This window comes from Mongoliitalea lutea, from assembly GCF_014652135.1.
Lineage (GTDB): Bacteria > Bacteroidota > Bacteroidia > Cytophagales > Cyclobacteriaceae > Mongoliitalea > Mongoliitalea lutea.
Genome location: NZ_BMYF01000006.1, coordinates 178,756 through 192,588, shown reverse-complemented (window position 1 = coordinate 192,588; position 13,833 = coordinate 178,756). Strand labels below are relative to the sequence as shown.

Annotated in this window: 11 protein-coding genes; 6 read left to right on the top strand and 5 right to left on the bottom strand. The window is 40.1% G+C overall.

The window, feature by feature from the left end; translation table 11 throughout:
- The first annotated feature begins 6 nt into the window (after window positions 1-6).
- The 4 genes from IE080_RS06745 (at window position 7) to IE080_RS06730 (ending at window position 3,012) form a co-directional block, all read left to right on the top strand.
- Entirely contained in the window at window positions 7-954 is a 948-nt protein-coding gene (locus IE080_RS06745) for a hypothetical protein (RefSeq protein ID WP_189579749.1), read from the top strand.
- Window positions 932-1,486, top strand: a complete 555-nt coding sequence (locus IE080_RS06740; RefSeq protein ID WP_189579747.1) for a hypothetical protein — start codon at window positions 932-934, stop codon at window positions 1,484-1,486. Before IE080_RS06745 ends, IE080_RS06740 begins: the two co-directional genes overlap by 23 nt.
- 35 nt (window positions 1,487-1,521) lie before the next feature.
- The gene (locus tag IE080_RS06735; RefSeq protein WP_189579745.1) at window positions 1,522-1,902 is read left to right on the top strand and encodes a hypothetical protein; all 381 of its coding nucleotides are present in this window, start codon (window positions 1,522-1,524) and stop codon (window positions 1,900-1,902) included.
- Between the two features lie 372 nt (window positions 1,903-2,274).
- On the top strand, window positions 2,275-3,012 hold the full coding sequence (locus IE080_RS06730; protein ID WP_229800530.1) for a DUF6733 family protein: 738 nt from the start codon (window positions 2,275-2,277) through the stop codon (window positions 3,010-3,012).
- 189 nt (window positions 3,013-3,201) lie between these two features.
- On the opposite strand, the gene IE080_RS06725 is transcribed toward IE080_RS06730, so the two are convergent.
- Entirely contained in the window at window positions 3,202-3,999 is a 798-nt protein-coding gene (locus IE080_RS06725; RefSeq protein ID WP_189579743.1) for an MOSC domain-containing protein, read from the bottom strand.
- A 623-nt stretch (window positions 4,000-4,622) separates the two neighbouring features.
- Between IE080_RS06725 and dnaK the strand changes: the two genes are divergently transcribed.
- Window positions 4,623-6,536 (top strand): molecular chaperone DnaK, encoded by a 1,914-nt coding sequence (gene dnaK, locus IE080_RS06720; protein WP_189579741.1) that lies wholly within the window; start codon window positions 4,623-4,625, stop codon window positions 6,534-6,536.
- Between the two features lie 323 nt (window positions 6,537-6,859).
- Window positions 6,860-7,234 carry a co-chaperone GroES gene (locus IE080_RS06715; RefSeq protein ID WP_189579739.1) on the top strand — a complete coding sequence of 125 codons (375 nt, stop codon included), beginning with the start codon at window positions 6,860-6,862 and terminating at the stop codon, window positions 7,232-7,234.
- Between the two features lie 270 nt (window positions 7,235-7,504).
- On the opposite strand, the gene IE080_RS06710 is transcribed toward IE080_RS06715, so the two are convergent.
- The 4 genes from IE080_RS06710 to IE080_RS06695 form a co-directional block, all read right to left on the bottom strand.
- On the bottom strand, window positions 7,505-8,389 hold the full coding sequence (locus IE080_RS06710; RefSeq protein ID WP_189579737.1) for a Fic family protein: 885 nt from the start codon (window positions 8,387-8,389) through the stop codon (window positions 7,505-7,507).
- A gap of 448 nt (window positions 8,390-8,837) precedes the next feature.
- Complete coding sequence (gene tnpA, locus IE080_RS06705) at window positions 8,838-9,290, bottom strand: IS200/IS605 family transposase (protein WP_189579735.1); 453 nt, start codon at window positions 9,288-9,290, stop codon at window positions 8,838-8,840.
- Between the two features lie 1,096 nt (window positions 9,291-10,386).
- The gene (locus IE080_RS06700; RefSeq protein WP_189579733.1) at window positions 10,387-11,727 is read right to left on the bottom strand and encodes a TlpA family protein disulfide reductase; all 1,341 of its coding nucleotides are present in this window, start codon (window positions 11,725-11,727) and stop codon (window positions 10,387-10,389) included.
- A gap of 811 nt (window positions 11,728-12,538) precedes the next feature.
- On the bottom strand, window positions 12,539-13,816 hold the full coding sequence (locus IE080_RS06695; protein ID WP_189579731.1) for a M20/M25/M40 family metallo-hydrolase: 1,278 nt from the start codon (window positions 13,814-13,816) through the stop codon (window positions 12,539-12,541).
- Between the last annotated feature and the right edge of the window lie 17 nt (window positions 13,817-13,833).

Here is a 13,833-nt window from a genome sequence, read left to right as displayed (position 1 = left end):
AATAGCATGTCTTGCATACCTTATTCAAATTGGCACTGTTATGGAACTGTATATCCATCAGAAGACCCGTCTGAATTACCAGCCTATGAAATAACTTGCATAAATGTTATTGATTATATATGTATTCCTTCAACTGCAACTCCCCCTGGACCCGGCGGAAACCCAATCTCAGGAGGTGGAGGTAGTGGAAGCGGAGACCCAAATGGCAATCCCAACCAAACAATACCATGTGAACCACTTCACGAAGACTGTATCCCATTCCCGGGTGATGAATTGACACCGGATTTTCCAGATGAGCAAATCATAAAGGATCCTAGCTTTGAAGATACAACTGCCGATTGCATTTATGAAAAACTAAAGTCTATCGATGGATTTAAAGAGTTAGCATCCAAATTTGAAGGTTTGGGTACTGAGTTTGATGTAGTGTTGAAAATAGGAGCAACACTAAACCCTACAGCAAATGGTCAGGCATGGTGGAGAGGTCCTTTTGAGCCTATTGAAATCACCTTCAATGAAGCAAAAATGAACCGGTCTGCCTTAGAAGTCGCTAGGACAATTATCCATGAGATGATTCATGCAGAATTGTACAGAGCGCTTAATACACAAAACCCTACAAATTCCGATTTATCTTTTAAGGAAACTTTTGAAGATTACACACGCCAATTTATTGGAGATAATGATAGTCATCATAATTATATGGCTGATTATTGGGTAGATAGAATGGCAGACATACTTGAGCGGATCCATCCGCAGTTGGGATATTCGGAGCTTAATAACTTTTCAAGTTCGTGGGCATATCCATCAGGAATTCCAAAAGATTTTTACAAAGCATTAGCATGGGACGGACTAAAATATAAAAATGTAAGAGGTTGGAAGAATAAAACTACCGTTGAAAAGGATGAAATTAATTTCCACATTGAAAAAGCTAAATATGGAACGAATAGTTGTAATTAATCGAATAATCGTATTGCTTTTCTTTTGTTTGGGGTTTCAATTAGATGCAGTCTGTCAAATAAAACCAATATCAACTAATTATAAAGAAGGTATAAGTAGCAAGAGTTATTATAAACGAAGTAATCCTCAGGATACAATTCTTATCATTTTTAATAGTGAGCATATAAATGTTGAGAAAAATCTAAGAAAGTGGACATTTGATGGTGAAGTAATCAAAGAAGAAATTTTCAAAAAGAAATATCCTTTATTGAAAGATCCATGTATTGAATTAAAATTTACCCATCATCCAGGCCCTCCAATGTTTGATGATGTTTATTGGATTGACAAAGCTAAGCTCTGTTTAGATACTATTACCATAATAGATGAAAATAAAACCCCATTTATTTATTGGTTTGAAAATGATTCAAATCTATTTGAGAAAACCTTGATTTTAGTAGATAGTACTGATTGGATAAGCAAAGTAAGTAATATCAAGGGTATAGGCGTGCAAATTTATACTACAGGATCTTGTAAAGATTTGATTGAAAATTGACAATAAGAATCATAATTGCCGGTAAAACCCAATCCATGAGAAAGATAAATTTATTAATAAAAATAAGTGTACCTGTTACTGTCCTAACCTTAATTGTTGGATTCAACTTGATATTTAATCAACAAAATTCATCTGAAAACTTAATAGGAAAGTATGTAAGCGCTGATGACTCGAATTGGGTTTGGGAATTTAAGTCAGATGGAAAATTATATGATTATTATGATGGAGAATTAAGCGACATTTATTATTACTCTATTGAAAAGATAAGTCCTCAATGTGGACTCGAAGTTGACGAAGGGCCACTGTTTGAGTATTTTACAAGAACAAACATTAATAATCCATTAGAAAAATTCTGTTATGAGATTTATGGTTTCCAAGACGGAATCCTTCAATTAAGATATTTTTGGAACAAATAGTTTTCTTAATTTCAAAAAGATAAACTGAATTTTAAAAAGCCCCTTCGGACAGATATTTCCCATCCGAAGAGGTTTTTTATATTCCATCAAACTGTAAAGGTCGCTTACTCAAAGACAACTCCAACCTACTTATAGTCGCTTACAATGTCAGTGGCGAATGTGATTTTGAGTTATTTTGCGAAGGAATTTGGGTTGTTAGAGGAGTATCGTTTAGTTATCCTAATTAAGTATATCCCTGTAAGATTATTGAAATAGAAATGCTAAAAAACCTCCGTTAATACGTCTACTTTTTAGCTTAGAAAATATTTATGCAATTAATTTGCATAGTTAAATCAAATTTACAATTCCCTCTTAAAAAACCAACTTAAACCTATGGTTAACAAATTTGCAATATTAGCTAAAATTGGACTCATCGCTTCAGTATGTTACCTCATAACAGCTTTACAACCTTTACACGCCCAAGAAGAAGACAGGTTCAGCATGGACGTACAATTGATTTCGGACCAATTTTGGGGATTCTATCCTTATTTTATAGGTTCCTACAGCCTGAACAATAAACTAGATTTTACCTTTTATGGGGTCATGTGGTCAGCTGGGGAAGGTGGTGCCTGGGGAAATTGGACCGAATTTGGAGTTGGTTTAAGTTTCGAAGCCGCTAAAGGCATTTATATCACTCCGCAGATAGGTCTTTTAGGAGGAAGCTTACTTTCCAAAGGGGCAGATGGTGTTGGCATATTAGGAGATGGTATTGCTCCAAATCTTGCAATCACGCTGAAGAAGAAGAAAACAGAAGGAGAAGCCACCATTTGGTATTATGCACCACTCCGAAATGAAGCACCTGTAGGAGGCACTACCCTCAACTACTTGCATTACCTTGCTTATTACGGCTTCAAAGCATCTGAATTTTTCTCCTTCGGAGCTCATTATGAGAAGCTCATCAATACAGGAGGCTCCAATATTACCGCTCCTTCTACCGAACTTGAATGGTTAGGACCCTACATCCAATTCAAAAATCCAAAGGGTGGGGCATTCGTACGATTCACCTTCGGAAAAGACTTTTATGAAGGTAATGAATCCTTTTATAGATTGGCAACTGGCTTTAGTTTCTAAATGGACTGTTATCCCATACAAAAAGCCCCCTGATTTATGTCAGTGGGCTTTTTTAATGGAATACAAATGTGAAATAAACAGATTCAGACTTTTAATCAATACCAAAAGAAACTATTAATCTCATGATTATGCCATTTGGAAAATCTGTGCTAATCCGTGAAAATCTTCGAAATCTGTGTTTACATAAACCTATAATACGACTTCCAAAACATCTCCCACACGCACCTTTTCCCCCTCAAGTAACAACATATTCTGACCAAACATGACATTGTTATGGAAGGTGCGATAGGTTGCAAGCGTCTTCAATGGCTCCTTACCTTTTTCGGCAGTGGTCTGATCAACAGTCGTCAAGACGCAGCGGGCGCAAGGCTTGGTTACTTTAAATATCGCCTCTCCTATTTTGATTTCTTTCCATTCATCCTCCACAAAAGGAGTTCCTCCGCTAAAGACCAGATTTGGACGGAAGCGGTTCATGGGAACTGGTTTTTCAAGCCTACTATTCAAGTCATTCAAAGACTCCTGTCCGATGATCAAGTAAGGCATGCCATCGGCAAAACTCACGGATTCGCCATTTACGGCATATTTCTCCTTCAGTTTCCGCTCTGTACTGAGCGGCATGTAGACCAACTCGCATTCCAATCCCAATATTTGCTGAAACCAAGCACTTACCTCCCCTTGGACAACCTGTCCCTCCACCGTATCCTCCCAGATTATCACCTGCATCCTATGCTGGGACACTGGCTCAAATGGAACGATCATGCGCCGCTCGGGATGCTGCTTATGAAATACCACTAGTCCATCCCCTACAATCTCCACTTGCAGCAGTGCCAAGATTGGGTGCGTCCGCTGGGTGATAAACATCCCCGCTTTGTCCACCAACATCCATCGCCTATCATAGCGAAATCCCCGCTCCTCCAACACTGCTTCCTCCAATCGAATGCCTCCCAAGGACTTGATGGGGTAAATATAGATATCCTGTAATTTCATAAAGTGGCTCATTATCGGGCCTAAAGATACAACATTTCCATATTTGAATCTTTTCAATCGCAAGGTATCCCTCCCCAACGGAATTTTACATCATTTTTGAAAAAAAATTAGCTTATTAGTTTGAAAATGGTTAAAATTCACTTCGATTATCGGATACTCTTGCCACTCAGCGAATAAACGAGCGTTTATCTGCAAACGGATACTTATAGATATTTCTTGATATTAGTTCGAAATCACAGGCAAATTTTACTGGTAAGATTTTACAGGTATGACTGGGGATATATATAAATTTAAAAATTATTTCGTGCTTGACTTTGATGGTAAGCCTCTTAGGCGCTTCATTCTAGACCAAGCGGTTTTGAATATTACGGTTGACGAACAACAAAGAAAATTCTACGGTACTTCTACTGATCGAGAACCCGGGATCTTAGTATTTGAGTACTGAAAAACAACTCCACCTGTCAGAATATATCCCATTTTCTTACCTGTTGTCATAACTTTTGATAGATTCTGTCATCGATTTCTGCCAATCTGACGTGATTTTTCCTAAAAATTCCCTTGGCACATGCATTGATTCAGAGGCAGTGTAAACAATTTGTAATCAATTAAGACATACATATATCATGGGAAAAATCATAGGTATTGACTTGGGTACTACCAACTCCTGCGTTGCCGTAATGGAAGGTAACGAACCTGTAGTAATCCAAAACTCAGAAGGTAGAAGAACTACTCCGTCCATCGTCGCTTTCTTGGACAATGGCAACGGTGAAAGAAAAGTGGGTGACCCTGCGAAGCGTCAGGCTATCACCAACCCTGCTAACACCATCTCCTCTGTTAAAAGATTTATGGGTAAGAAGTTCTCGGAAGTTTCTGAGGAAAAGAAACACGCTTCTTACAAAGTTGAGCAAGGCTCTAACGACACAGTAGCGGTAAAAATCGGTGACCGTTCGTACACGCCTCAGGAACTTTCTGCCATGATTCTTCAAAAAATGAAGTCCACAGCGGAAGATTTCTTGGGTCAAACAGTTACGGAAGCTGTCATCACCGTACCGGCTTACTTCAACGATGCAGAAAGACAAGCTACCAAAGAAGCTGGTCAAATCGCTGGTTTGGAAGTGAAAAGAATCATCAACGAGCCTACAGCAGCAGCCCTGGCTTACGGGATGGACAAGAAAAATCAGGACATGAAAATCGCTGTGTATGACTTGGGTGGTGGTACATTCGATATTTCTATCTTGGAATTAGGTGATGGCGTGTTTGAAGTAAAATCTACCAACGGTGACGTACACCTCGGTGGTGATGACTTTGACCAAGTGATCATGAACTGGTTGGCTGAGGAATTCAAGTCAGAAGAGCAAATCGACTTAAGACTGGACCCAATGGCATTACAGCGTTTAAAAGAGGCTTCTGAAAAGGCAAAAATTGAATTATCGAGTTCTGCTTCTACAGAAATCAATCTTCCGTATATCACGGCTACGCAAACAGGTCCTAAGCACTTGGTAAGAACACTTTCCAGAGCAAAATTCGAATCGCTTTCTGAGGACTTGGTAAGAAGATCCATGGAGCCTTGTAAAAAGGCACTACAGGACGCAGGTCTTTCCGCTTCTGAAATCGACGAAGTTATCTTAGTAGGTGGTTCTACAAGAATCCCTAAAATTCAGGAAGAAGTTGAGAAATTCTTTGGCAAAAAACCTTCCAAAGGTGTAAACCCTGATGAGGTTGTAGCGATTGGTGCTGCGATTCAAGGGGGTGTATTGACAGGTGAAGTGAAGGATGTATTGTTGCTAGACGTGACTCCATTGTCCCTAGGTATCGAAACTATGGGTGGTGTATTCACCAAACTAATCGAAGCCAACACTACTATTCCTTCTAAAAAATCCGAGGTATTCTCCACTGCTGCCGACAATCAGCCTGCTGTAGATATCCACGTATTACAAGGTGAGCGACCTTTGGCAAAAGATAACAGAAGCATCGGTAGATTCCAGCTTTCTGATATCCCACCAGCACCAAGAGGTGTACCTCAAATCGAAGTAACCTTCGACATCGATGCCAACGGTATCTTGAATGTATCTGCTAAAGACAAGGGAACAGGCAAAGAGCAGAAAATCAAAATCGAAGCATCTTCAGGCCTATCTCAGGATGATATCGAGCGTATGAAGCGTGAGGCAGAAGCCAATGCCGCTGCTGATAAAGCTGAAAAAGAAAAAATTGAGAAGTTGAATCAGGCTGACAGCTTAGTATTCCAGACAGAAAAGCAATTGAAAGAGTATGGCGACAAGTTGTCAGATGGCAATAAAGCTAATATCTCTTCCGCTTTGGAAGCGTTGAAAGCAGCACATCAGTCTCAGAACTTAGCTGGTATCGATTCGGCTATGGAAAACTTAAATAAAGCATGGGAAGCTGCTTCTCAGGAAATCTACAACGCTACCCAAGGTGCAGGCGCTCAGCCAGGACCTGATGCAGGTGCAGACGCAGGTAATGCCGGAGACGGTGTATCTGATGTAGACTACGAAGAAGTTTCTGAAGACAAAAAATAATTCAGAACTAAACCAACAAAAAACGGCATCTGTAGCGAGACTATGGATGCCTTTTTTGTAGAGGCGAGAGGTTAGAGGCGAGAAATTAGAAATAAGGATGAGGGATGAAGGATGAAGGATGAAAAAGACCCAGTATTATTAAGAAGGAGACTAGAGTCTAATTTCTCATCTCTCGCTTCTCGCTTCTCGGTTCTGACATGCGAATCCCTACTTGGTTCTTGGTACGTGGTACTTGGTACTATTATCTAGCTTCTCGCATCTCGTCTCTTGCTTCTACTAACAGCTTCTTGTTTCTTGAACATCAACCGAAAATTGAACTACCAATGCAACTAACTGCTGACAATAAATTAAAAAAACTCATCATCGTCGGTGATCGGGTTTTGATAAAGTTGAGAAAATCAGATGAGCGAACTTCCTCAGGTTTGTACTTACCTCCGGGTGTACAGGAAAAGGAGAAAGTTCAGCAAGGTTACATCATCAAAACCGGTCCAGGGTATCCTATTCCTGTACCTATGGAAGACGATGAACCTTGGAAAGACCGGGAAGAAAGTATCAAGTACATTCCTTTACAGGCTAAAGAAGGCGATTTGGCTATCTTTCTACTCAACGGAAGCTACGAAGTCATGTACGAAGGAGAAAAGTACTACATCGTCCCACAGCATTCGATATTGATGCTGGAAAGAGAGGAGGAACTGTGAAACAGTGGGCTTTGAGCAGTGAACAGTTGACAGTGAGCAGTGGGTAGTGAGCAATGAACAGTGAAATGTGGGTGAACTGTTGGCAGTGAATATCGAACACCTTGGAGGCTAAGTGAAGTCGAAGCCAGTGGGCAGTGAGCAGTCGGCAGTGACCAGTGGGTAGTGATCAATGAACAGTGAACATAGAGCACTTTGGTGGCTGATCGAAGTCAAAGCAAGGGTCTTGATCCATCCATTTTTCTGTGAATTCCGCGCCTTCTGCGAGAAACCTTACGTATATCGGATTTCGAAATAATCCAGTATCGCTTTAAAATTATCCTGAGCCGTCAAACAAGTATCGATTAGGAACTCTTTGATTTGTGGCCACTCTTGTAGTCCTCGATAATAAAAAAATTTAAGGTTCTCATCGATAATGAAAGGAACAACTTGGTTAGCCAAACACTCCTTGAACATAATCAATCTCCCAACCCTGCCATTTCCATCCTGAAAAGGGTGTATCATTTCAAACTCATAGTGAAAGCCGATGATGTCTTCAAGTGTTTTTTTGGGTTTTCTATGATAAGATTGGAGTAACTTATTCATCCTAGCCGCAACTTCCTTTGGAGGACAGGTTTCGTTGCCTCCAACTTCGTTGGGGAGTCGTTTGTATTCCCCTACATTGAACCAATCCTTGCTGCTATCCGAAGTGCCAGTTTTTAGAAAAAAGTGGAGCTGCTTGATAAATGACTCGGATAACTTCATGTGTGCCTTATCAATCATTAGGTCAATGCATCTAAAATGATTTGTTGTTTCAATGATATCGTCCACATTGATACTTTCTGAAAAAGCACCAATGGTATTGGTTTCAAAAATAAACCGTGTTTGGTCTTGGGTAAGTTTACTGCCTTCTATCCTATTTGAGTTATATGTCAATTCTACTTGGACCTTGTGATAAATTCCCCCTTTTAACCTCATTTCTTTTTGTTCTCTCAGGATACCAAGTAAGGTGTTATTACTTTTCTCTTTTGTGGAAATGATTTTTGAACCTTCGGGAACATTCCAAGTTTTCCCTGTCAAAAAGGCTCCTTTAATCTTCCCATTGGCACAATAATGCCTTACCGTCCTTGCGGACAGCTTATTCAGCTTGGCAAACTCATTGACTGAAATATAGTTCATATGAATAATTTTTGCCGTTATCGGCAAAAAACTTGTTAAATATAAAAAATTGTTTGAAATTATTGCCGATATAGGCAATGGTAACCATGAAATTTCAGCAAAAAGATACTAGGAATTTACAGTCCATTGGTAGATTCTAAGCACTATCTCTAACCTTAGAACCCGATGAAACCAAGGTCTCTTCAATCCAAAACTAAGTACAAAACCCTGCCCTGAAAAGACTGCAATTTTTACAAAGATTCACTCTGCCTTGAAAGGGTAATACAAGATACACACTTTGATTCAACCCTTCCACCTCCTTCCCTGAAAGAGCAATACAACATACTCACTATGCACCTCCTGCCCTGAAAGGGCAACACAACAGTAACCATAGGTCTCGACCCGTGGATCAAGCGAAAGTCTTACTTGGTCTGCCCTGAAGGGGCAGCACTAAAAATAGATAGTACATTTAATCACCCAACATATACTTTTCATCAAATGAAACTCCATGCTCATCTAATAATTTTTTGTATTCATCATAGAAGGACTCCTTCCGATGATGTGCCTTTTGATTTTTTATATATTGGATAACAGCTGACTTCTCCTTAAAGCTTACAGTAAAACTACCATATCCACTCCGCCACCCTTTGAAGTTTCTAACTTCTGGATGCTCTTTTAGCCAATCGCCTGCTGCTCTTTTTAACCCTTTTATAAAATCCGCTAAACTAATGCTTGGGTGAATGTCTGTTAAAATATGAATATGATCTTCTGTACCATTGATTTGGTAAAGTTTACAGTTTTTATTTTTCGTAAACCCCCAGATATACTTGTGTAATTCTAGACAATATTTGTCCGGGATTACACGCTCACTGGACTTTGTTCCAATGATAATATGATAGAAGTTTTGTCGATAGGAACTCATAGGTCTATTTTTTATCTAAAATAAACTAAAGGCTGTTGAGCTCCTAAAAACTAACTGAACATAAGTACTTAAATTCATTAAGGGCTATAAAACATACTCAACATGAGTTAACCCTTCCTGCTCCTGCCCTGAAAGGGCAACAAAACAGTAACCATGGGTCTCAACCCATGAATCAAGCGAAAGTCTCATTTGGCCTGCCCTGAAGGGGCAGCAATATCTCCCATCTCTTATCTAAAAAAATTTTGCCACATACAAAGAGCTAGTACAAGCCCTTCAGGCTTGGCCAATGTTGCACATTATCCAGAACCACGGGTTTTAAAAACCCATGGTTACTATTGTAGAACCCTTTCCAAGGGTTCTTAGCCCTGAATTGATTTGATTAGAATACCCTTTTACTCAAATATTTCCGAAATTGAGAGACCCATAATTCAACTAATAGAAACTTTACTAAAAATAAACAATGAGATACAAATTCAATCCGCCTTGAAAGGGTAATACAAGATACACACTTTGATTCAACCCTTCCACCTCCTTCCCTGAAAGAGCAATACAACATACTCACTATGCACCTCCTTGCCCTGAAAGGGCAGCACAACAGTAACCACGGGTCTCGACCCGTGGCTAAAGGTAAGCAATCCACTTGATCTGCCCTGAAGGGGCAGCACTATCTCAACCCAATCATTTAAAAATCTTCACCACACACAGAGAGCTAGTTCAAGCCCTTCAGGCTTGGCCAATATTATACATTCTCCAGAACCACGGGTTTTAAAAACCCATGGTTACTATTGTAGAACCCTTTACAAGGGTTCTTAGCCCTGAATTGATTTGATTAGAATACCCTTTTACTCAATCGGCCCTTCATATTTCCGAAATTGAGAGACCCATAATTCAACTAATAGAAACATTACTAAAAATAAACAATGAGTGACAAATTCAATCCGCCTTGAAAGGGTAATACAAGATACACACTTTGATTCAACCCTTCCCCCTCCTGCCCTGAAAGGGCAAAACAACAGTAACCACGGGTCTCGACCCGTGGCTAAAGGTAAGCAATCCACTTGGTCTGCCCTGAAGGGGCAGCAGTAGCACTCGCTACTTAAAGCAACACATAATTCCTCAAAGAAGTCTGCCAATCCAGGTCCATCGGCAATTCTATAAATTTTCCTTCTGGGGTAATCAGCATTTTCGTTGGGTATTTTGAGATGCCCAAGGTATCCTTCATTTCATTGGAGATTTCACTGACTGGAAACGTGTATCCGTTTTTTTTCATGAATCCTCCCAAGTTCCGGGACATATAGGATAGCGTGTATATTTTAAGATTACTTGTGGACTTGAGTAAGTTATCAGCATAAAAAGGCTGAAAATTGGGTAAATCTTTTACACATGGAACACACCAAGTTCCCCAAACATAAATATAAGTCCAATGATCTTTCGGTGCAGCTAATTCCAATACTTCATCTCCAAAAGGAATGTTTAGCAGTGGAAGGTCTGTAGCTTTGCTAGTAATAAATTCCCTCCAAAACGTTTCAAATGATGCTTCTTCCCCATGTTGCTTGACAAAACTTTCTTTCAAAGCTTTAAGATTAGCATCCGTTGGCTGTATGAAGGCAAATTCAGCCAATAATTCGATGGAGGTCCTATCACCGCTGTTTTCTACTAAATAGGTATGATACTTACTCCTAAAACCTACAGGAACCCGATTAAATCCTGTTAATAGCAAACCGTCATGATAGGCACTATAGGTATTGAGTAAATCCAACTCATCTGGGCTAAATTCAGCTGCATTCCTTAGGTATTCTTCTTTTTCCTCTATATGTGAAAACAGATAATCATATGCATAGGCAAGTAGAAAGCGATTGGAAGCCCGCGTTATGTATTCCAAGTGATCTTCCGGTATTTCAACTAGATAAGGATATGCTTGCAGCCGAGCAATATTGTTTGCTACAACTTGCTTTTTGAAATCCTCAGATGCAGCACTATTCTTTACTAACTCCTGAAGTGTCAATTGAGCGTAGCGTTCCAACTTCCCGTATTCATGGAAATTTTCTTCCTGTAACCTGAACAAATCTTCCCTGATCAAGGCATATTCTTCTTCATCTTGTGCTGCAACAGTCCTGCCCCATAAATAAAGCGGTGCAAGTGCTTCTTGTTGATTGGCATCTGCCTTTTCCCATAGCGCTTCCAAATAATCCCACCAATACCGATTTTCATCTTGTTGGATCAACCTAACTAACCTGTCATGCATGGTGCTGTAGAAAAAGCTCTTACGTTGCCCATACAGCTCCTCGGATTTTTTTAGTGCCTTTTCAGTTTGTCCTTTTGCCCAAGCCCGCTCTACAGCAGCAGAGGTTTTGGCAATTTGCTTAAAAGTCTGACCCCAAACTACCGAAGAAGAAGCCAACAAGACACTCACAAGTGCTCCAACTAGTCTTATCATACATATACCATTATCAATTACCTAAAAAACAATTTCTTAAAATTGATTTATACACGATAGATTAGTTTTCTAAGTTTTGGAAACCTGAAACAAATTTTGGGATTTCAGTGAAAAGCAACTTGGGATTTACAGTCCATTGGTAGATCCTAATTACTATCTTTAACCCTAGAACCCGATGAAAGCAAGGTCTCTTCAATACTAAACTAAGTACAAAAACCCTGCCCTAAAAAGATTGCAATTTTTACAAACATTCACTCTGCCCTGAAAAGATAATTCAATATACTCACTATGATTCAACCGTTCCACCTCCTGCCCTGAAAGGGCAACAAAACAGTAACCACGGGTCTCGACCCGTGGCTAAAGGTATCCAATTCACTTAATCTGCCCTGAAGGGGCAGCACTCATTACTCATAACAATACATAATTCCTCAAAAAACTCTGCCAATCCAAGCCAAAGGAAATAATTACATAATTTCCTTCGGGGGATATCAGCATTTTGGTGAGGTAACCTTGGATACCTAACCCTTCGGTCATATCATTCGTAATTTCACTGACAGGGAAATTTTAGCCTTTTTTCTTCATGAAACCTTTCAGATTTTTTGGGCAAAAAGAGAGATTATAGATTTTTAACTTTTCATCTGCCACTTCTAAGCTATTCTAATTAAAATAGTTACCCAAAATACCAAAAAAAAAGCATCTATGAATTACCAAAACCAGTAAACTTTCTCAATTTCAACCAAATGAAGAAAAGCTGACACAGCCAACCTTCCTTCCAAAATTTTCCGCGTATTCGGCGCCTTCTGCGAGCCTACTAAAATCCTCCCTGCATCAAAATCAACAACAAAGCATGCTGAATAGCCAAGTATCCATCTTTATTGATCCAAAATTCATCCAGACTATGTACACCTCCTCCGATTCCACCCCGCCCAATGGTTACGGCAGGAACACCCTTGGAAAAGGCAATATTCGCATTCGTAGAACCTGCACTGAGTACCGGATCATTTCCAGAAAGGAATTTTGCGGCTGCCATGACCTGTTGGATGAGTTCCGAACTTGGGTCTGCTGTACCAGAAGGTCTATCTCCAACTTTTTCCACTTGGAGTGTTATAGGCGCTCCTCTGCGGATGATCTCATTTTCCTGTTTCAACCCTTCTTCCATGGCTTGTAAAAACAGCTGATTGATTCCTTGCAAGCGTTCCTGACTTTCGGAGCGCATATCAACCAACATCCACGATTCGTAAGGGATTGAATTGACCGAAGTCCCTCCTCCCAAAACTGAGACGCTGTAAGTAGTCTTTGGGCCAGATTTGGTAAAAGCATCGGCTTGAGGAACAAATGCTGCCACTGCTTTCGCCAAGGCATTATGAGGATTTCCAATACCAAAGGCGCCATAAGAATGTCCTCCAGGTCCTTTAAACGTAACTTTGTAACGGATAGACCCTATTCCCGCATTAACAATATCCTCCACTGCGCCACCATCGATGGCAATATGTGCAGCCAAGGGATGTGCTCCCTCTCTAAATAAATGCTTCATTCCCAACAAATCACCTAATCCTTCTTCCCCTACCGTACCAGCAAACCAAATATCATGGGTAGTTCGAATATCTTTCTCATGCATAGTATTAAGCAAGGCCACCACCACAGCTAAAGCACGGTTGGCATCCGAAATACCTGGTGCAAATAGCGTATCACCTCTTTGCTTAACGCTCACATCCGTACCAAATGGAAAAACCGTATCCAAGTGTCCCTCCACCAAAATGGTTTTGGAGGAGTTTGTTCCTTTTCTCAAAGCAATCACATTTCCGACTTCATCCGTCCACACCTCATCTGCGCCTGCTTGACGCAACATCTCCATAAACACTTTCCCTTTGGCCGCCTCATGAAAAGAAGGAGATTCAATCTCCGTCAAGGTAATCATATCGACTATGGTCTGCGCATCAATCTCATGGATATACGCAAAAGCCTCTTGGACTCGGGTATCTTTTACCAGTTCTTGAACTTTCTGCGTGTATATAGGCTCAATCTTTTGGGCTAAAAGCAAAGGAGCATGTGTAACTACAAGAAAAGTTAAAATTAGCCATCGACTCATAATTTGGAAAGCTAGGA

What these genes read in the sequence shown, in the direction of transcription:
- IE080_RS06695 (WP_189579731.1), bottom strand. Translation starts at nt 13,816, where the DNA reads ATGAGTCGATGGCTAATTTTAACTTTTCTTGTAGTTACACATGCTCCT.
- IE080_RS06730 (WP_229800530.1), top strand. Translation starts at nt 2,275, where the DNA reads ATGGTTAACAAATTTGCAATATTAGCTAAAATTGGACTCATCGCTTCA.
- IE080_RS06745 (WP_189579749.1), top strand. Translation starts at nt 7, where the DNA reads ATGTCTTGCATACCTTATTCAAATTGGCACTGTTATGGAACTGTATAT.
- tnpA (WP_189579735.1), bottom strand. Translation starts at nt 9,290, where the DNA reads ATGAGTTCCTATCGACAAAACTTCTATCATATTATCATTGGAACAAAG.
- dnaK (WP_189579741.1), top strand. Translation starts at nt 4,623, where the DNA reads ATGGGAAAAATCATAGGTATTGACTTGGGTACTACCAACTCCTGCGTT.
- IE080_RS06740 (WP_189579747.1), top strand. Translation starts at nt 932, where the DNA reads ATGGAACGAATAGTTGTAATTAATCGAATAATCGTATTGCTTTTCTTT.
- IE080_RS06710 (WP_189579737.1), bottom strand. Translation starts at nt 8,389, where the DNA reads ATGAACTATATTTCAGTCAATGAGTTTGCCAAGCTGAATAAGCTGTCC.
- IE080_RS06715 (WP_189579739.1), top strand. Translation starts at nt 6,860, where the DNA reads ATGCAACTAACTGCTGACAATAAATTAAAAAAACTCATCATCGTCGGT.
- IE080_RS06735 (WP_189579745.1), top strand. Translation starts at nt 1,522, where the DNA reads ATGAGAAAGATAAATTTATTAATAAAAATAAGTGTACCTGTTACTGTC.
- IE080_RS06700 (WP_189579733.1), bottom strand. Translation starts at nt 11,727, where the DNA reads ATGATAAGACTAGTTGGAGCACTTGTGAGTGTCTTGTTGGCTTCTTCT.
- IE080_RS06725 (WP_189579743.1), bottom strand. Translation starts at nt 3,999, where the DNA reads ATGAAATTACAGGATATCTATATTTACCCCATCAAGTCCTTGGGAGGC.